The sequence below is a fragment of the Magnetococcus marinus MC-1 genome, assembly GCF_000014865.1.
GTDB lineage: Bacteria > Pseudomonadota > Magnetococcia > Magnetococcales > Magnetococcaceae > Magnetococcus > Magnetococcus marinus.
Genome location: NC_008576.1, coordinates 3,154,145 through 3,173,099, shown reverse-complemented (window position 1 = coordinate 3,173,099; position 18,955 = coordinate 3,154,145). Strand labels below are relative to the sequence as shown.

The following is an 18,955-nucleotide window of genomic DNA, read 5'->3' as shown; positions in this document are numbered from 1 at the left end:
GGCGCGGCGGCAAGGAGTGGATGCATGGAGCACAGTCATATTTTATTGGCCCACGGTAATGGTGGGCGGTTTATGCGTGAGCTGATTCGCGAGGTGTTTGCCCAGGGCTTGGGGGATGTGGGACCCGATACCCAACTGGACGCCGCGCCGGTGCGGTTGCCCTTTGCCGGAGAGCTGCTGACCACCACCGATGGTTTTACGGTGCAGCCGTTGGAGTTTCCTGGGGGCAATATCGGTTCGTTGGCGGTACACGGCACGGTGAACGATCTGGCGGTGGCGGGGGCCGACCCGGTGAGTTTGACCCTAAACGCTTTTATCGAGGAGGGCACCGAGGTTGCCTTGTTGCGGCGGTTGGTGGCTGCCATGGCGGCTGCCGCGCGGGAGGCTGGGGTACGCATTGTGGCGGGGGATACCAAGATCTTGCGCCGGGGTGAAGGGGGCGGGGTCTATTTGGCGACGGCGGGTATTGGGGTGCGACCTGCTGGTGTGAAGCTCTCCATGGATTTGATCCAGGCTGGTGACGCCATCCTGGTGAGTGGTCCGGTGGGGGATCATGGCACGGCGGTGATGTTGGCGCGGGAAGCCTTTGGTCTGCGTGGGGACCTGCGTTCGGACGCCGCATCGGTCTGGCCCCTGACCCGCGTGTTGCGGGCCATGCCTGGGGTGCGTTTTATGCGGGATCCAACCCGGGGTGGCATCGCCACGGTCGCCCATGAGTTGGCCCAAGCCAGCGGTTTGCAGGTGCGTTTGTGGGCCTCTCAGCTCCCGGTGCGGGAGCCGGTACGGGCGGTGTGTGATATTGTGGGCTATGATCCCTATTATTTGGCCTGTGAGGGGCGGGTGGTGGTGGTCGTGGCGGCGGCTCAGGCCCAGGCGGTGCTGGCCCAGCTGAGTGCAGCCGGTGCGCCCGAGGCGGCCATTGTGGGGGTGTTTGAAACAGGCCCTAAACAGGCCATTGTGGAGACCCACTTGGGGGGAGAGCGCCTGTTGCTGGAACTGGAGGATGATCCTCTACCACGCATCTGCTAGGCCGTTGCGGGTGTGGCCTTGCACAGCGGGGGATGGCCTGTTGGCATGGGTTGCGGTCCTGCGGGCGATGAGCGGGGAGAGCGGCTGGTCTCTACTTATCTTGGCTTTACTTGGTTGGCATGGAACATCTGGCTGGCGCGTGACTCCAACCTGAAGACTCTTTAGTTAATGGCTTATTTTGGTTTTAAGTAGGTGCGCTATGGCAAACAAAAGCTGGCAAGCGGATCTTAAAGATAGGGATGTGACCGACCCTCAGCTCTATCTTAACCGTCGGCGTTTCATAAAAGGCTCTGCGGCCAGTGTCGCGGCATTAACCCTGGGGGCCTCGCCCACCTGGGCCAGCCCCAGCCCGACAGGCAAGCCCTTGCAGCATGATAAAAATGCGGCGTTTGCCCCCGACGAAGCGCTGACCCCCTACCAGGATGTCAGTGACTATTGCAACTTTTATGAGCTGGGCACGGGCAAGGGTGATCCGGCCAAACATGCCCACTGGTTGCGTAGCGACCCGTGGTCCGTCACCATTGAGGGCGAGGTGGCCAAACCCGGTACCCTCAGCCTAGAGGCGCTGCTCAAACCCCATCCCCTCGAAGAGCGCATCTACCGTCTGCGCTGTGTGGAGGCGTGGTCCATGGTGGTGCCGTGGTTGGGTTTTCCGCTGGCGGACCTGCTCAAGCGCTTTGAGCCCACCAGTCGCGCAAAATATGTGGCCTTTGAGACCCTCTATGATCCCACTACCTTAAAGGGGCAAAAACATGACATCATCCACTGGCCCTATGCTGAAGGGCTGCGCATGGATGAAGCCATGAATCCCTTGAGCTTGATGGCGGTGGGGCTCTACGGTCATGCCTTGCCCAACCAAAATGGTGCCCCCCTGCGTCTGGTGGTGCCGTGGAAATATGGTTTTAAGAGTATTAAGTCTATTGTCACCATACGGCTTACCGAAGAGCAGCCCCCCACCGCTTGGAACCGCCATGCGCCCCAAGAGTATGGCTTCTATGCCAATGTTAATCCCGATGTGGATCATCCCCGCTGGAGCCAAGCAAAAGAGCGCCGTATTGGTGAGTTTTTCAAGCGTAAAACCTTGCCGTTCAATGGTTATGGTGACTATGTGGCGGGGCTCTATCAAGGCATGGACCTGTCGGTGCATTTTTAAGGATACCCCTCTTGAGTTGGAAGCGTGCCCGCCTGCTGCTTATGGCTCTGTCGCTTGTGCCGCTGCTGTGGTATGGGCAGCAGCTGCTGGATAATCGTTTGGGGGCCAACCCCATTGAGGCGGTTATTCGCGCCAGCGGTCGCTGGAGCCTCTATCTCCTGCTGGCGACTTTGGCGGTGACACCGCTCCTTCGTCTGTTCCACCTTAAACCCTTGGGCTCCTTTCGGCGTCCCCTGGGGGTGGCCTGTTTTGGTTATGGCCTGCTACACCTGCTGCTCTATGTGGGGGTGGATCAATTTTTTGATGGTGCGGCCATCTGGAAAGATATTCTTAAACGCCCCTTTATTACCATGGGGGTGGCAACCTTGCTGCTTATGCTGCCTTTGGCACTGACCTCCAATAACGCCATGGTGCGCCAATTGGGCGGGCGGCGCTGGAAGCGGTTGCATCGGTTAATCTATCTGATTGCCCCCATGGCCTTGCTGCACCTCTACTGGTTGACCAAGGCAGATTATCGCTTTGCCTATCAAATGACCGTCCTTGTGGCATTGCTGTTGGGCTACCGTGTGTTACACTTGGCACGCGGCCACTTTGTGGGCAACCAGGGTGGCAAAAGTGTGACATAATGTCGGTACCCCTGTGCCGTGTTGGTCGGGGCGTAAACGACTTTTGGGTTGGATTTTTTCATGCGTCTATTCTCAGGTATGCTTTTATTGCTGCTGCTTGGCCTGCCGCTTTCCGTTCAGGCCGAGGGTGAGGCCGTCTATAAGGTCGTCTTTACAGGTATTGCCGAAGAGGGGCCGTTGCAGAGATTGTTGCAACAGGTTTCTGATACGGTGGCGCGTCAAGATCAACCCCCACCAAGTCCTTTTCTGCTGGCCCAGCGCGCACGTAAAGATCTGTTGCCGCTGGAGGAGGCGATGCGCTCTCGTGGCTATTTTGATGCCCAGGTGGCGCTACTCCCCATCGCCGAAGCGGCCCCTCCCTATGGGGTGCGCTTTAAGGTTAGCCCCGGTCCCCTGTATCAGTTGGGGGTACTCAAAATTATGGCTGAACCGGCGACCCCCGATTTTATCCCGCCGTCACTGGAAAAATTGGGTTTAAGCCCCGGTGCTGCTGCCTTGTCGCGCACCATTTTGGATGCCGAAGCGGCGCTGTTGGAGCAGACCCGCGAACAGGGTTATCCCTTTGCCCGTGCCCTCTCGCGGGAGGCGTGGGTACAGCCCCAAAGCCATAGCTTGGACGTGACATTTCAAATCGAAACCGGGCCGCTGGTAACACTGGGTAGCCCGCAAAGGGAGGGGGGTGAAACCGTCGATGCAGCGTTTTTGCAACGCCGTGTGCCGTGGCCCTCTGGCACCCGTTATCACCCTCAACGTATCGCCGAGTTGCGGCAGGCTTTTGTAAGCACCGGTCTATTCCGGCAGGTGCGCATTACGCTACCACGAGAAGCCAACCCTCAAGGCTTATGGTCCCCCCTCATCACTCTGGGAGAAAAAGCCCATCGCACGGTACGCGCGGGGGGAGGCTGGCATTCGGACCGTGGACCACAGCTGCATGCCGAGTGGGAACATCGTAACTATTTTGGGGCCGGGGAGGGGTTAAATCTATCCACCAAGCTGAGCAGCGATCAACAACTCCTCAAGGCCGAATTAAGCAAACCAGACTTTGGTGAACGGCGTCGTACCATGCGCTTGGCCAGCAGTCTAGAACGGGCGCAAGAGGAGGCCTATGACCGTTTGGGGGTCAATCTAGAGGGGCACCTGCTCTGGCCCTGGCGTCAACCTTATGACCTCTCTTTTGGTGCTGATTTGGGGATGGCCTCATTGAAGGATCTGAGCAGTAACAAAAAAGAGAGCTACGCAACGCTAAGTCTGCCGGTTGGGATTAGTGCCGATGCCACCGATGACCCCTTGGATGCGGTGCGTGGCTACCGTACCACCTTGGAGCTGACACCGGTTATCAAGCTCTATGGCTTTACCTCCAACTATCTTAAATTTACCGGCAATGCCAGTGGTTATTGGCAGTTGCAGGAGCAGCCTCGGTTGGTGCTGGCCAGCCGCCTGCAACTGGGGATGGCCATGGGGGCGCCGTATGAGGATATCCCCGTGGACAAGCGCTTTTATGCCGGGGGCGGCGGTACCATTCGCGGTTATGGCCATCAACTGGCTGGCCCGTTGGATAGTAAGCTGCTGCCCATCGGTGGGCGTTCTATGTTGGTGCTCAATAGCGAAGTGCGCTACCGGATGATGGATAAATTGGGGTTGGTGGGCTTTGTGGATGCCGGGCGTGCTTATGCCTCCGCCGTACCCGATGGCTCAGCCGACCCGCTGGTGGGGGTGGGGCTGGGTTTGCGCTACGCTTCACCCATGGGGCCTTTCCGTTTTGATTTAGGGCTCCCCACCAAACAACGGCAGGGTGTGGATGATCCCTTTCAAATCTATTTAAGTATTGGGCAGGCTTTTTAAATGACGCCACAACCGACAACACAGAGCGAACCGGTTAAGGGTCGTGCAGGGTGGTTGCGCCTGTTGATGGCCCTAATGGCGCTGCTTCTGTTGGTGCCTCTGCTGGCGTGGGGCGCGTGGCAACTGCCCGCTTTACGGCAATGGGCAGGAACCCACGTGGAGCAGTTGGCCGCCCAGGCTGGGGTGGAGCTGCAACTGGGCGAGGCCGGCTTGCAGTTGAGCGATCTACACCTGCGACGGCTGGCGGTTAAGGATAACCAGGGGGTGTGGTTGCAGCTGGAGGGGGCGCGTCTCCACTGGAGCCCGCTGGCACTGCTGCAAGGCAAGCTGCGTATTGAGGCGCTCACCGTGCAGCGGTTGCATCTGCTGCGGCCACCCCACTCCGAGCCAACCCAAGTGGTGGAGGCCAAACCCGCCGACGATGACGGTGCAGGGGTGGATCTGCGCCCCCTATTGGCAGCCTTTGAGCTGCAACAGGCGGCCATTGCAGAGATTCAGTTGGACGCCGCCCTCACCGGAGGTGAAGCGCTGGCGCTGATGCTGCAATTGGGGGTGGCCCCCACCGCGCAGCAGGAGAAACCCTTTTCACTAAGCCTTAAAGGGCGAGCAGCCACGCAGCTTAATCTGGATCTACAAGGTCGGTTGGGCTTGGGCAGCAGCCCTACATTGGCCCTCAAGCTGCTGGCTGAGCTGTCGGGCAATCTGAGCCACCAATACCTGGGGGCGGCATTAGAGGATACCCATCACCTCACCTTAACCGGCCATGGCCCCCTTGAGCAGTGGCAGGGCACCCTTAACCTGGACTCCAGCGCCTGGGGCAAACTGCATAGTGCGCTGCATCTACAGCAGCAGAGTGCGGGGCCAGCGCTACAGTGGCAGGGGGCTTGGCAGCATGTGCCCAGTGCCCTGTTGCCCTCCTGGTTGCCCGATCTGCTCACCGAGCAGGGCTTGCCTTTTGAAATGGCGCTGCATACCCAGGCCGAGGGGGTGGTGTTAGAGAAGCTGGCGCTACAGGGTCGTGCTTGGCAGCTACAGGGGCAGGCCCGTGTGGCGGGAGAGCAGCTCCAGAGTAAGCTAACCCTGCAAGGGGAGGATCTAAGCGTTTTGCAACCGCTGCTCGGGCAACCCCTGCAAGGGCAAGGGCGGGTCGAGATTGAGGCCAAGGGTGCAGTGACGGCCCCCTTAGCCACGGTTAAGTTAGAGGTGCGCAAGGGCACTCTGCCCGATCTGCAATGGGAAAAAGTGGTGCTTAACCTCGTCGCTACCCCGGATGGTGCGGGGGGCTATGGGGTAGAGACCGACGGTATGGGAGATCTGCAACTGGCTAGCCTGCCAGAGCCAGATCGCCACCTGACCCCCCGCTGGCAGGGTGCGCTGGCGTGGCATCCGCAAAAACCCTTGGTTTTGGACCATTTTACTCTGCAAGAGCGTCATGTAAAGCTCACGCTGGATGGTTTGTTTGATCTGCTGCAACAGAGCGGGGCTTTTAATGTGGCCCTAGATAGTGCCGATCTGGAAAAACTGTTGCAACCCCATGGCATGAGCGGCCAAGGGCGGGTCCTATTGCGCAGCCGGGCCGATCTGCACGCGGGGCTTAAAGAGATTGTCATGACCAGCCAGCTTCGGGGCGATGGGCTGCAAAAGTGGCCAGAGCCCCTTGCCAGTTGGTTGGGGGCAAAACCCCGTGTGGATTTGCAGGCAACGCTGCGACCCGCCGAGGGTTCGGTGGTTTTAACCCAGTTACAGCTGACCACCCCCCTGGCGCAGTGGCGCAGTCATGGGCGGCTTAACCCGGATGGAGGTTTGGCTCTGCAAGGCCAATTGCAGATGGCGGATCTGGCTAAATTGGGCAAACCGTTGGGGCAGGATCTTGCCGGCCAAGGGGTGCTGGATCTCCAAGTGGCTGGCCGGGTGGATGATCCCCGCATCAAGGCGCAGTTACTGGGCAGCGCCTTGATGCAAAACGGAGAGCGTTTGCCGGAGCTGGTGCTGGATCTTGCCGCCCAATCCCTGCTTAAAACCCCGCAAGGGGAGCTGCGTCTTAAAGCCACCCATGGGGGCGATACGGCCAACTTGTTCACCCAATTTAAGTTGGATCAAGGGGCGCAGCGTCTGCACCTGCCCAAGCTTTCTTTACAGGGTCCAAAAACGGAGCTGGAGGGGGCGTTGGTGGTGGATCTTGCCACCCTGGGGGTGGATGGCGATTTGCGGGGTCATGTAAGCGAACTGCGGGCGTGGCATAACTGGCACCCGGCGTTGGCGCAACTGGAGGGTAAGGTGGAGCTGGAACTGCACGGCGACGCCCGTCAGCAACGTGTGGAGCTGGCGCTGTTGGGGGAGCAGGTTGCGTTTCAAGATTTGGGTTTAAAAAAACTGTCGGCCAAGGGGCAGCTGCTGGCGCTTAACAGCAAACAGCCCAAGCTGGAGTTGCATACTCAGTTGCAGGGTTTTGAGCAGGGTGAAATACGCCTGGATCAGTTGGAGAGTACCCTTAAGGGCGGCATGGAAAAGCTCAATTTTGATCTGACCGCGCAGGGCTTTGTGGAGGGGACGCTGGCGTTGGCGCTGCAAGGGGTGGTGGCCCGGGATGAGGCAGGTATGCAGCTTGATGTGGCGACGCTGCGGGGGCGTTGGGATGAGACGCCGCTGGCCCTGCAACAACCTTGGCAGATGCGGTTGGGCCATGATGGCACGCTACAGAGCCAACCTTTAGATTTGGCTTGGGGCGAGGGTCGTGTACAAGCAACGCTGCACAAGGGGCTCAAAGCGGCCAATATGCAGCTCAAGGCGCATCTGGATCTCGCCACGCTGCCCCCGGTGCGGCGTGCCGATGTGGGGGGGTGGGTGACGCTGGATGCCCAGTTGCAGGGGCCATTACAGGGGCCGCGTTTGGGGGCCAAACTCAACCTGGATAAGGTGCGTTTGCCCAACCCGGCGGGGGGTGATGTGCCGCTGCTCAACGGGCTGGTGGATCTGCATGTGCGGCCTGGGCAACCCTTGCAGGGTACTTTGCAGTTGGCAGGGTTGGGGGATCAACCGCTCCAGGGCGCGTTCAGTCTGCCGGCCAAGTTTAGCTTGGAACCTGCGCGGTTTGCGATGGCCCCCAGTGCGCCGCTGGATGGCAAACTTCAGGGCAGTATCTCCCTTAACCGTTTATTGCCGTGGCTGGACCTGCCGGAATCACAACGCCTCGCGGGGCGTTTGGGTTTGGATCTGGCGGTTACGGGCACGTTGCAAAAGCCGCAACCTACGGGTCATATAACCTTAAAGGATGGGCAGTTTGAGCAGGCTGAGGCCGGTTTGCGTCTGTTGGATATGCAGATGGATGCCCAACTCCAGGGTTTAGCGCTTAAGCTTAACCATTTTACCGCCCATGATGGGGAGGGGGGTACGCTCAAGATGGTGGGGCAGGGGGCCTATCAGGAGGATGGCTTGCACCCGGTGGCGATGCAGCTTCGTTTGCTCAGGATGAACCTGGTTCAGCGGGATGACGCGGTGGCCAATGCCAGTGGGGCCATTGATTTGACCGGGCATGCTCAAGCCTTTGCGGTAAAGGGCGACATTACCCTAAACCACGCCAATATTTATCTACCTGACGGTGCGGGTAAGCCAGACACCGAGATGATTGACTATCGGGTGCGGGGAGAGTCTAAGAACCGTGCGGCTGAGGAACGGGCTGATGCCCCCAAGGGTACGTTGAATGTGCATCTTAAAGTGCCGGGGCGGGTGTTTGTGCGGGGCTTTGGGCTAGAGTCGGAGTGGGCGGGTGATTTAACCGTCAAGGGCACCACGGCAGAGCCGCTGGTGGTGGGGAAATTGGGCATTACCAAAGGGCAGTTGGATCTGTTGGGGCGGCGCTATGCCATTGATAAAGGGGATGTGGTTTTTGTAGGGGCATCGCCACCGAGCCCGCAGCTAACGGTTAAAGCCACCACCAATACGGGGAGCATGGAAGCTGTGGTGGGGTTGGAAGGGCCAGCGGTTAAACCAGAGATTGTGCTCTCCAGCAACCCTGAACGGCCCAGGGATGAGATCCTCTCCAACATCCTGTTTGGGCGGGATAGCGACCATCTTACGGCAGCGGAGGCGGTTAAGCTGGCTGCCGCCCTCAACACCTTACGTGGGGGTGGACCGGGGATTATGGATCGTGTGCAACAATCCATTGGCTTTGACCGTTTAGAGTTGAGCGGCGACTCTCCCCAGACTGGTGCGGTAAGTGTGGGTAAATATCTGACGGATAAAATCTATTTAGAGATTCAAAAGGGTCTGGCACCGGGTTCCCGTAAGGTGCGGATAGAGATGGATGTTGGCCGGGGGGTGCAGGTTGAGACCAATATTGACGAGACCAATATGCCCGCCCTGGGATTGGAGTGGAGCAAGGATTATTAGGGTCGCGTACCCCTAAGCCGCAACGCCCTAGGGGCGCTTAGAGGGGGGGAAGCCCGCTGTGTTGCCGTGGGTGGAAGTCAGGGGGGGAACCCCCCCCTGTTCTCAATCTGCTCAAGGGCATTGGCCAAAGGGCTCAATCAATGGCTGCCATGCAGGCCGGGTGCCTCTATGCTGGGGGGCGCGGTTGGGGCATGCTCCCGCTGGGCGTGGTAGGCCAAAAAGCGCTCTGCACCCGCCGCCCCCATGTATTTGTTAAGGGTGCGCTGCTCGGTTTGGGTGAGATCCACAAAAATAAGACCATCCAACACATCGCTAAAGTCAGGGTCAATGTTAAAGCCCGCGATGCGCCCGCCCAGTTTAAGATATTGCTTTAACAGAATCGGTACCCCTTTACCATCCCGTTCAATCTCCGCCACCAAACCAGATAGGGCATCCACATCCTGAATATTCTCAATGGCCTGTGGACTAACCAGCCCCTTTAAACCCTGTAGACGATAGGGTTTACGCGCCTTAATCATGCGGGGCGGGTTCTCCATATCGTTGTGGCTTTTTAAATACCCCACAATCAATTGACGCGAGGCCGGGGTGTACTCCGTGGTTATACTCACAGGGCCAAACAGCACCTTATATTCCGGATGGGCCACCACATAGTGACCAATGCCCTTCCATAACAACAGCAGGGGGGCATAGCTGCGCTGATACTCCGGTCGAACAAAGGAGCGCCCCATCTCCAAGGCTGGCCCAAGCTGTTTTAAAAAGGATTTTTTATATTTAAACAGGGTGCTGGTATAAAGCCCCTTTTTGCCTGCGCTGCTGCCCATAATGTGATCCAGGCGGCCCATGCGGTAGGCCCCAACCAACTCCTGCGCCTGCTCTTGCCAGATGAACAGATGCATGTAGTGGGCATCAAAGATGTCCAGATCAATGGATTTGCCCGTGCCTTCCCCTACCTCGCGAAAGGTGATTTCGCGCAAACGACCAATCTCTTGCAACAGCATAGGAATTTGGTGAGCGTGGGCCACATAGACCGTCTGGTTGCCGCTGCTCAAGAGCCGTTGGGCGGCAGGTAGCTGATCAATCTCTTTACGCAACAGTTGCGGGTCACAGGCCGAGATGATGGGCTCCAGCGCTGCCACGCTCTTGTTCGATTGAGGGGACAGCGGGGTGCGCGGCTCTTTTTTCTCATCGGCATCCAGCAGGTAGGTGCGCATGCGTAGATAGTCGATAAGCTCTTGGTCGCTCTCCATCTTATCCAGGCGACTAAAGGCGATGGGGTGCCCAATGCGCAAGGGAATATCGCGCTGCCCTTTGTTGAGCATTTCGCGGGGCAGCAGAGCGGTACGCAAACGGGGATGAATTAAGCCCGCCAATTGAAAGAGAGGACCGTTGGAGCCCTGAAACAGCAAGGGTATGACCTGTGCCTGGGCCGCGCGAATAATGCGGGCTGCGCCAACTTGCCAAGCAGGGTCCACCACGCGGCGTGATTTGAGCTCCAGGCTAGAGACCTCCCCGGCTGGAAAGATCACCAACAGCCCTTGTTCCTTACGCACCCAGCGGATCGCCTTAACCACATGCCCCACGTTGCGCTTGGTGGCGCTCTCTCCTCCAAAGGGATCCACCGGGATGAGCAGATCGCGAAACTCGGGAATCTGCCCCAGCATATAGTTGGCAATAAACTTGATGTCTGGACGAATGGCCTTGAGCAGGACCGCCAGCATCACCCCTTCAATACCGCCAAAGGGGTGGTTGGCGACCAGGATTACACCGCCACTGGCCGGGATGCGTTCCAACTCGCTATGGGATACCTGTACCGAGCCGATGAGTAACGCCAGCGCCCTTTGCAGAAATTGATCGTCGCTCTGATCTTTTTCCAGCAGCTTGATATATTCACGGTTAAACCGATTGATGCCCAAGATAGGTTCCAATACCTTCGCCAGCCCGATTGCCAGCGGACGCTTTAATTTTTGGCTCAGGGCTTGATCCAACTTGATCAGGCGGCGCTCATCCGATGGGGACATGCCTGCTCTCCATTGATACTTTGTCGTGTGTGCCTGCCATTCATTAGGCAGAGCTCCCTTTGTATGGGGCCGATGCTAATACATGGTTATGACTTGGGTGTAGCATTGTGCGACGCTTTGGTAACGGTCAAGGAAAATGCTCTTTAGTACTAACCAGGAGAATAACGCCCCTGTACAGGCCGTAAAATCACACACATCCCCCTAATGGAGAGGCGAATAAACCCCGCACAGCTGGGGCTAACCGTGAACTTAGGTCGGTTTCATCAGGATAAGCGTACCAAGCCGGTGTGTCATCTATTAACCCAGAGCGGTGTTAAAATTGGCTGAAACGCACGCTTTTTGCGACTGGGGCACATCCCCTGAACCGCTCGACGTAAGGGATAAGCGTTGTGCCATCTCCCGCGCGGCCTGTTGAAAATGGTGGAGCAGATCGGGCAGTAGGGGTGGAATTAACGCAGTTTGCCCCTGTTTGCTCAACGCTTCTATCTGCTGAGCTTGCACCGAAAGTAGCTTGGCCCCCAGACTGGCGCTGGTGGATTTAAGATTGTGGGCCAGTTGGCGGGCCTGCTTGGCATCCTGTGCCTCGACAGCGGCGGCCAAATTTTGCAACAAAACTGGAGTGTCGCTGAGATAACGGCTAAGCAACTCTTGAAAGCCATTCTCCATAACCGACATCATACGTTCAAGCTCATCTAATTTACCATGGTCTAGGCAACGGGTCGTTGGGTTGGAGGCAGGCTCTGCTTCCACAGGTTTTTCTGCTGGTTTGGCAGCGGGTAGAGGCGGGGCTAAGGTGGCTGGCTCAGCAAGGGGTGATCGCTCCAGCATGGGGGGGTGCTCAGGCAGATCGTTTAACCAGCGCTTGAGCAAATCCCACAGAGCCTCCTGTTTAAGGGGCTTGCTGAGATAGTCATCCATGTCGGCGGCCAAACAGAGCTCCCGGTCGCCGCTCATGGCGTTGGCCGTTAGGGCCGAGATAGGCTGGCGCGGGGTGCCGCTCTCGCGCTCCCAGTGGCGGATCGCCGCAGTGGTGGCATAACCATCCATCTCTGGCATTTGAATATCCATTAATATCAGATCAAAGGGGTGCTCTTTGACCGCTTGCAACGCCTTGGCCCCACGGTCCACGACGGTGGCTTGAAAACCAAACCGCTTGAGCATGCCTAAGGCGACCTTTTGGTTGATGGGGTTATCCTCAACCAATAAAAGGCGATCTTGGCGTAGTGGGTTGGTGATGTGCGAAGGTAAAGCAGGGGATGCAGCGGGGGCATCCTGTCGCTGTTGGGTAAGGGCTTCGTACAAAGCTTGGCGGGAGAGCGGTTTGCACAGGCTAGCAGGCTGGTTTGGGGTCGGCCCACGGGTTAGGGTTAACAGATGCAGGGTTCCCGCTGGGGCGTCGCGCCAAGGTGCGGGCTGGTCGGGGTTTGCCGGTGGGGCTAACATAAACTCCGGCAGCATGCCCAACTGCTGCAACCCCTGCCATGTTGCGATGGCTTGCGCCTCGCTGCTGGTGCTGTGGGCAACCATGCCCCACTGCTGGCAGAGGGTGGCGAGATAGTTCGCGTAGGCTGGATAGGGCTCTAAAATTAAAATTCGTCGGCCCAGTAGCTCCCTGGTTAACGGCTGGCTAGGTTGTGGGCCCGGCAGTAGCGGTAAGCTGAGGATAAAACGGCTCTCCCCCCGCTCATGGTCAAAGGCAAACTCTAAACGACCCCGCATAAACCCCGCCAATTGACGGATAATCGCCAGCGACAGGGTTTCTGCCCCATCATGCAAGGGGCCTGCCTGCCCCTCTTGCCGCAAAAATTGCTGGAGAGCAATCATCTGCTCGGTCTGCATCGGGGGGCGACTGTCGGCAATGCAGATCTCAAGCTCATACCAACTGGAATTAGGCTGTTGCTGGGCGTGTAGGGAGAGGCAAACCGTGCCCTGCTGGGTGGCACCCACGCTACGTTCCAACAATCCCCCCACCACCTGCCGCAGGCGGGTTAAGTCACCCTCCCAGATCGCAGGCAGTTGCGGCGGTACCATACAGAGCAGTTGCAGCCCCTTTTGTTGGGCAACGCTGGCCCACTGGCGGGTGGTGCCTTCTAACATTTGCAGGAGATCAAAGGTCAAACGTTCACCCGCCAGCGGCGCACTAAGCAAGGTTGTGTGGTTGGGCAGCATTTGCAGTTGTTGCAGCAGCTCCGAGACGGTGGTGCGGGCACTCTCCAAATAACCCTGTTGGGCCGCCTTTTGCGGGTTGCTTTGCAGCAACTCCAACAGACCCGCGAGATTGTGCAGGGGGGTGCGCAACTGTTCCGTCATGCGGTCGAGCAGTTGGGTCCAGATGCGGTCGCTGGTAAGGGCTTGATCACGGCTCTCTTCCTGGGCTTGATGCAGCCGTAATTGGAGGGAAAGATCGTGCAAAATAAGGGTGTAAAGCGCCTGATCTTCCGCTTCTACCGGGCTGATAAAGGCCCCTACGTCTATTAAACCGCCATCGTTGCGCAGAGCGGTCCAGGCTAGGGCGTGGTCGTGTCCAGCATCTTGTCGCAGAGAGAGCGTGACCGATTGGCTGCGGCTCTGGTGTTGGTTTGGAAACAGAGTGCTCAGGGGCGTTTTCGCCAAGGCCGCTTCGTCATAGCCAAACAGCTTGTGTGCCGCTGGATTGCTGTAGAGGATGTCTCCCTCGCCATTGACCTGTAAAATGGCGTCGCTGGCATGCTCCACAATGGTGTGATGGCGCAAGCTCTCCACCCGCTGCTGGCGGAGGGTTTGTTGGTGGTGGCTGCGTTCATGCTCTAGGGCGCGCCTCGCATGGCGTAGCGCTTGCCGCGAACGGCGTAGCTGTTGATCCAGCAAAGCATGCCGCTCAAACAGGGTAAAGGGGGTCTCCCCCCCTTGGCGTTCGGCGCGTTCCACCAAGGCATTCTGTATCTTCTGGCTGGCCTCCAGCGCCCCATGCATATGTGCGATGCGTTGGGCCAGGCTCTCTAGAGGGTCGTTGTCCACCGTTTACGCCCCCCCCAATACAATGCCAGTCATGGTCTGGTTGATATGGATGCCGCCACTCTGTTCGCCATAAGTAGAAAAACCTATCACAGGATGGTGCGCCAATAGTTGGCTGAGCTGGGGTAAGACCCCTTTCTGTTTGGCCTCTAACCGGCGCAAGATGCAGTCGCAAATCAACACCAACTGGGGGTTGGCCATTTCAGCGTGCATCAGGTGTAGCTGCTGCTCCAAGTGTTTGACCATATCTGCGGCCTGCGCCAAATGCAGCACCAAACCCCGCTCGACCGCGCTGTAAAAGGTTAAAGAGCCATCCCCATTGGCCTGCTGAATGGCCCGCACATAATGGCTACCACCCATCTGCAACATGGTGGGGTGGCGGCTAAAGATGTCACTGTTTAGAGCCGCTTCGGGTACCCCCACCGCCGTGGCATAGGCTTGACTGGCCGGGAGACCGTTGATCTCCGTGACGCGGCGCCCCATCGGGTCGCAGGCGGTAATAATTAGGCGTGTGGCGGTGGGTTTAAAATGGTGCCATTGAAAGGGCATAAAGGGGGTTTCGCAATGGACCAGGGTGAGCACCGCAGCGTGATGATGCCAACGGCCCTGGGCATAGACAAAGCTCTCCTGAAAGGCTAAACCATCCCCGGCAGAGCCCCCAACCAGCGCAATGCCATCCAGATGTGGGTGCAGCAGTGCCAGCAACTGCTCCTCGCGCATGCTCAGGCCATCCACCAGCAGCAGGGCAAAGGCGTGGTCGGGGTCGAGCTCTGCCTCATTGGGCAAAGCGTCGTGCAAAAGATCGCCCAACTGCTGGGCCTGGGCAGGGTTAAAATGGTGCAGATCCTGGATCACATGTGCCCATGCTTGCAAGGCGTTGCCCGCCAAACTCACCCCGGTAAGGCTCTGCTCAACAAAACCGGCTTGGGTGATCTCACCCGCCGTGGTGCAGCCCACCACAACACCGCCAAATACCCCCTCAAGGGCCGTTTGCAGCGCGGCTTTGTCGTAGCTAGGAGAGACAAACAGCAGGGTCAAAACCGCACCATCCTGCTGAATCTGCTCAACAAGCTCATTCACGGCTTGGGCGGGGTCACGGGCTTGAGAACTGCCACGCTTGACCTGCAACGCTCTCTTCTTTGGCATGCAGGTCACCCTTACGCTAAGCATGAGGAAGTGTTCATTACACCCACTCTTCTGGGGTGCCCCGTAATAAAAATTCACCAAACTCTTGGGCATCAAGGGGGCGGCTAATGAGGAAACCCTGTAAAATTTCACACTGGTTGTACTTTAAAAAGGCCGCTTGTTGGCGGGTTTCGACCCCTTCAGTGACCACCTTTAGCCCCAGATCGTGGGCCATTTGAATGACCGACCGCACAATGGCGGCATCATTTTTATCCTCAGGGATCGCCATGACAAAACTGCGATCCAACTTCAGGGTATCCAGGGGCAGCAGCTTGAGATAGTTGAGCGAGGAGTAGCCGGTACCAAAATCATCCAACGCGCAGGTAACGCCCAAGCTTTTGAGGTCATTGAGCAGATTTACGGTGTAGGTGACATCCCCCACCGCGCAGGATTCGGTAATCTCCAACTCCAACCGTTCGGGTGGTAGTTGGCTGTCGGTTAAGGCTTGGCGCACCGTGTCTTTGAGCCGCTTGTCCAAGAACTGGCGGGGGGATAGGTTGACCGCTACCGTGAGTTTGTGCCCCTGGTCCAGCCACTTTTTGGCCTGTTTGCAGGCGGTTTTCAGCGCCCACGCCCCCATGGGCACAATGAGTTCGGTCTCTTCTGCCAAGGGGATAAAACGTACGGGCGAGATGGTGCCCAGCTCTGGACTGTTCCAGCGCAGTAGCGCCTCCATGCCGATTACCTCACCGCTAAAAGCGTCCACCTTGGGTTGGTAGTGGAGGGCCAGCTCTTTACGCTCAAGCACTTGGTGTAAGCGCGACTCCAGCGCAAAGCGCTCTTGGGCTTGGGTCTCCATCTCGGGCGCATAAATGCGGCTGCTGTTGCGCTCACCGGCCTGTTTGGCGTGGGCCATGGCAATGGCCGCCTTTTGAAACAGGGCGTTCATGTCACCGGCATGACGGGGGAAGTGAGAAACCCCGACCGAGGCGGTAATGTGTACCGGCTGATCCTCATATTCAATGGGGATGGAGAGCAACTCCAGCAATTCGTTGCAAAAATCGCCGCTATGCATGGCCGCGTTTTCACGAATGCGCAGCAGGGCAAACTCGCTCCCCCCCATGCGCGCAACGGTGTCACTCTTGTCGGCATAGTCGGCCAATCGCTTGGCAACCTCCAGTAACACACGATCCCCGCTTTGAAAGCCGAGGGTGTCATTAATCTGCTTAAAGTTGGTCAATTCGATCAAAATAATTGAGATTTCCAGCCCAGCCGCTTCGGCTGCGGCAATGTCGCTCACCAAACGGTCCCGACACAGGTTGCGGTTGGGTAGGGCCGTTAGGGTGTCATACTGTTTGAGGATTTGGTTGTGATCGCTTAAAAAATCATTCAGTTTTTTCAAACGCAAGAGATTGCGCAGCCGTGCTTTAAGTTCACGGTCGTCAATGGGTTTGGCAATAAAATCTTCTGCCCCGGCATCCAGTCCATCAATGCGAGACTCCCGGTCGGAAACGCCGTGACAAGAATGACCGGAATGTGGCGGGTAGAGGCATCGGATTTAAGATGTTTGACCACCTCAAATCCGCTCATACCGGGCATAAGCACATCCAGCAAGATCAAGTCGGGTGCATAGCTATGCACCATTTCGAGTGCTTCTTCGCCAGATGTGGCAACCATATAGTCGTACCCAGCCCCTTTTAGAATGGCGGATGCGATTTGTTGGTTGATAAATTCATCATCCACAATCAGGACACGGGCGTTGGTCACATCCATGGGGCTTCCTTAATACAAGTGGTGTTTTCTATTTGCGCAGGGATACATTTGCCAGAGTGGCATTCCCTAGATAGTAATGGTCCGAAAAGGGTATGTAAATTTGAAACCGTAGCCGTATCGAGTCTGCACAGCTATTTAAAGAAGAATTTTACCCTCGGTGGTGGTGGGGGCGGTAAAAAAGGGGGAGAGAGGCGAGGGCCGCATGAGGAGAAAATGCAAAGCGCGCCTTCACAAAGTAAGGGCGCGCTTGGATCCTGACTAGGCTGGGACAGCGTGGTGCCTTTAGGCTCCAGCGGCCACCCGGTTCATGGCCGCAGCCGAGATGGTGACCTGATAAGCACGATTGCGCATGGGGGCTACGCTGTTACGCTCTTTTAAGGGTGTGCTGGTGCGGCCAGCCGCATGGGGGGCAGGACCTCGTGAGGTGTCATCCCGACTATCTTTTTTAGGGCCAGTCATACCTTGAGTAGCGGCTTTGGCCATGTAGGAGGACAATCCGTAAATGCTCATGGTGGTATTCCTCGTATCGTAACACACCGGTTGGTGTGAAGAGTGACAATGTGTCGTTATTCCCCTAGCTGCATCGCTTGTGCCAAGTTGTTTAAGTAGGCTTGTTCGGTTATTGTTATCTATGTATATCAATGGTATATGCGGGTTTAGAGTGTGGAGGTAAGGGCGGTGTTGGGTGTCAGAAGCCCTGACTTGGTGGAAAAAGGTAGGGGGGTGAGCGAACCATTTTGCCTGGGTGATGGGCACAAAGCATGCAACAGCCTAGGCCAGATCAGCGGGATCGCTAACAAGCCCCTTTCAGGGATAATAAGGGAGATATATTTATGGCTGGCGAAGAACTTAAACAGAAACAGTCCAGTTACTATGCCGGGGTGCGACCAGAAATTGTGGAGATGGTGCCTCAGCGTTGTAAGCGCATTTTAGATGTGGGCTGTGCGGCTGGTGGCCTAGGGGCAGCCCTTAAAGCACGGGGTGCGGAGTATGTGGCGGGTATTGAATTTAATCGCGAAGCTGCCACCATGGCTGAGCAGCAGCTAGACCATGTGTTGGTGGGAGATGTGGAAAATCTGGAACTACCCTATGAGCTGGGCTCTTTTGATTGTATGGTGTATGCGGACATTTTGGAACATCTGGTGAACCCTACACGGCTGTTGCAAAGGCATGTACCCTATCTGGCCGAGGGGGGCTGTGTGGTGACCAGTATCCCCAATATCCGCTACTTTAAAGTGTTAGAACGTATGGTGGATGGCTTTTGGACCTATACCGACTCCGGTATTTTGGATCGGGATCATCTGCGTTTTTTTACCATTCGTGAAATGTTAGATATGCTGGGCCAAGCGGGTTTAAAAGCCAGTTTTTTGGGTGAAACCTGGAACGAAGAGGGCGCCGAGCTGGATAAAGGACCCTACCCTAAAGATATTACGGTTGGCCGTTTGACCCTGCATAACCAAAATGAGTTTGAGGTGCACGATCTGTTTGTTTTTCAATATCTCATTCGTGCGCAACATGCGTAACAATAGGATTGTACTGATGAAAAAACTTCTGTTTATCACGCTGTTGGCGGGGCTGTGGTTGCCCTCCATGGCCGCTGCCGAGATCATTGGCAGCGTGGATACCACCTTTAAAATGTTGGGTGCCAACGACCAAATTGTTATCGAGGCTTTTGATGATCCCAAAGTGGATGGTGTCTCTTGCCATCTAAGCCGGGCGAAAAAAGGGGGCATAAGCGGAAGCATTGGTTTGGCAGAGGACCGCTCCGACGCCTCAATTGCTTGTCGTCAGGTCGGCCCCATCCATTTTAAAGAGCCCTTTAAAGATGGTGAGATGGTGTTTACCAAAAAGACTTCGCTGCTCTTTAAAACCATGCAAGTGGTGCGCTTTTTTGACCGCAAACGCAATACCTTAATCTATCTTGTTTACAGCGACCGTATCATTGATGGATCGCCGAAAAACGCCATCTCGACGGTGCCAGTCATGCCGTGGCAAGCTAAATAGAG

Annotated in this window: 13 protein-coding genes; 7 read left to right on the top strand and 6 right to left on the bottom strand. The window is 57.0% G+C overall.

Annotation, left to right across the window (positions count from 1 at the left end; genetic code table 11):
* Nucleotides 1-24 precede the first annotated feature (24 nt).
* The 5 genes from hypE (at nucleotide 25) to MMC1_RS12715 (ending at nucleotide 9,039) form a co-directional block, all read left to right on the top strand.
* Nucleotides 25-1,029: a hydrogenase expression/formation protein HypE gene (gene hypE, locus MMC1_RS12735; protein WP_011714105.1), complete on the top strand. Its 1,005-nt coding sequence runs from the start codon at nucleotides 25-27 to the stop codon at nucleotides 1,027-1,029.
* Nucleotides 1,030-1,228: 199 nt separating this feature from the next.
* Nucleotides 1,229-2,182: a protein-methionine-sulfoxide reductase catalytic subunit MsrP gene (gene msrP / locus MMC1_RS12730; RefSeq protein ID WP_011714104.1), complete on the top strand. Its 954-nt coding sequence runs from the start codon at nucleotides 1,229-1,231 to the stop codon at nucleotides 2,180-2,182.
* An 11-nt stretch (nucleotides 2,183-2,193) separates the two neighbouring features.
* The gene (locus MMC1_RS12725; RefSeq protein ID WP_011714103.1) at nucleotides 2,194-2,808 is read left to right on the top strand and encodes a protein-methionine-sulfoxide reductase heme-binding subunit MsrQ; all 615 of its coding nucleotides are present in this window, start codon (nucleotides 2,194-2,196) and stop codon (nucleotides 2,806-2,808) included.
* A 60-nt stretch (nucleotides 2,809-2,868) separates the two neighbouring features.
* Nucleotides 2,869-4,650 (top strand): autotransporter assembly complex protein TamA, encoded by a 1,782-nt coding sequence (locus MMC1_RS12720; RefSeq protein WP_011714102.1) that lies wholly within the window; start codon nucleotides 2,869-2,871, stop codon nucleotides 4,648-4,650.
* Nucleotides 4,651-9,039, top strand: coding sequence for a translocation/assembly module TamB domain-containing protein (locus MMC1_RS12715; RefSeq protein ID WP_011714101.1), 4,389 nt, complete (start codon nucleotides 4,651-4,653; stop codon nucleotides 9,037-9,039).
* A 137-nt stretch (nucleotides 9,040-9,176) separates the two neighbouring features.
* Here the strand turns inward: MMC1_RS12715 and MMC1_RS12710 are convergent, their stop codons facing one another.
* From MMC1_RS12710 to MMC1_RS12685, 6 genes are all read right to left on the bottom strand, one after another.
* A complete protein-coding gene (locus tag MMC1_RS12710) occupies nucleotides 9,177-11,057 on the bottom strand; it encodes a lysophospholipid acyltransferase family protein (protein WP_011714100.1) in 1,881 nt (626 codons plus the stop codon).
* Between the two features lie 297 nt (nucleotides 11,058-11,354).
* The gene (locus MMC1_RS12705) at nucleotides 11,355-14,054 is read right to left on the bottom strand and encodes a response regulator (protein ID WP_011714099.1); all 2,700 of its coding nucleotides are present in this window, start codon (nucleotides 14,052-14,054) and stop codon (nucleotides 11,355-11,357) included.
* Between the two features lie 3 nt (nucleotides 14,055-14,057).
* Nucleotides 14,058-15,197 carry an FIST N-terminal domain-containing protein gene (locus MMC1_RS12700; RefSeq protein ID WP_011714098.1) on the bottom strand — a complete coding sequence of 380 codons (1,140 nt, stop codon included), beginning with the start codon at nucleotides 15,195-15,197 and terminating at the stop codon, nucleotides 14,058-14,060.
* A gap of 37 nt (nucleotides 15,198-15,234) precedes the next feature.
* Complete coding sequence (locus tag MMC1_RS12695; protein WP_011714097.1) at nucleotides 15,235-16,578, bottom strand: putative bifunctional diguanylate cyclase/phosphodiesterase; 1,344 nt, start codon at nucleotides 16,576-16,578, stop codon at nucleotides 15,235-15,237.
* Nucleotides 16,575-16,949: a response regulator gene (locus MMC1_RS12690; protein WP_011714096.1), complete on the bottom strand. Its 375-nt coding sequence runs from the start codon at nucleotides 16,947-16,949 to the stop codon at nucleotides 16,575-16,577. Before MMC1_RS12690 ends, MMC1_RS12695 begins: the two co-directional genes overlap by 4 nt.
* Nucleotides 16,950-17,231: 282 nt before the next feature.
* Nucleotides 17,232-17,459 (bottom strand): hypothetical protein, encoded by a 228-nt coding sequence (locus tag MMC1_RS12685; protein ID WP_041641227.1) that lies wholly within the window; start codon nucleotides 17,457-17,459, stop codon nucleotides 17,232-17,234.
* 323 nt (nucleotides 17,460-17,782) lie between these two features.
* On the opposite strand from MMC1_RS12685, the gene MMC1_RS12680 reads away from it, so the two are divergent.
* Together MMC1_RS12680 and MMC1_RS12675 are read left to right on the top strand one after the other, a co-directional pair.
* Nucleotides 17,783-18,472 (top strand): class I SAM-dependent methyltransferase, encoded by a 690-nt coding sequence (locus MMC1_RS12680; RefSeq protein ID WP_011714095.1) that lies wholly within the window; start codon nucleotides 17,783-17,785, stop codon nucleotides 18,470-18,472.
* Nucleotides 18,473-18,488: 16 nt separating this feature from the next.
* Nucleotides 18,489-18,953, top strand: coding sequence for a CreA family protein (locus MMC1_RS12675; protein ID WP_011714094.1), 465 nt, complete (start codon nucleotides 18,489-18,491; stop codon nucleotides 18,951-18,953).
* The last annotated feature ends 2 nt before the right edge of the window (nucleotides 18,954-18,955 follow it).

Coding starts and splice junctions, on each gene's coding strand:
- hypE (WP_011714105.1), top strand. CDS start 25: ATGGAGCACAGTCATATTTTATTGGCCCACGGTAATGGTGGGCGGTTT.
- msrP (WP_011714104.1), top strand. CDS start 1,229: ATGGCAAACAAAAGCTGGCAAGCGGATCTTAAAGATAGGGATGTGACC.
- MMC1_RS12720 (WP_011714102.1), top strand. CDS start 2,869: ATGCGTCTATTCTCAGGTATGCTTTTATTGCTGCTGCTTGGCCTGCCG.
- MMC1_RS12715 (WP_011714101.1), top strand. CDS start 4,651: ATGACGCCACAACCGACAACACAGAGCGAACCGGTTAAGGGTCGTGCA.
- MMC1_RS12710 (WP_011714100.1), bottom strand. CDS start 11,057: ATGTCCCCATCGGATGAGCGCCGCCTGATCAAGTTGGATCAAGCCCTG.
- MMC1_RS12700 (WP_011714098.1), bottom strand. CDS start 15,197: ATGCCAAAGAAGAGAGCGTTGCAGGTCAAGCGTGGCAGTTCTCAAGCC.
- MMC1_RS12690 (WP_011714096.1), bottom strand. CDS start 16,949: ATGGATGTGACCAACGCCCGTGTCCTGATTGTGGATGATGAATTTATC.
- MMC1_RS12685 (WP_041641227.1), bottom strand. CDS start 17,459: ATGAGCATTTACGGATTGTCCTCCTACATGGCCAAAGCCGCTACTCAA.
- MMC1_RS12680 (WP_011714095.1), top strand. CDS start 17,783: ATGGCTGGCGAAGAACTTAAACAGAAACAGTCCAGTTACTATGCCGGG.
- MMC1_RS12675 (WP_011714094.1), top strand. CDS start 18,489: ATGAAAAAACTTCTGTTTATCACGCTGTTGGCGGGGCTGTGGTTGCCC.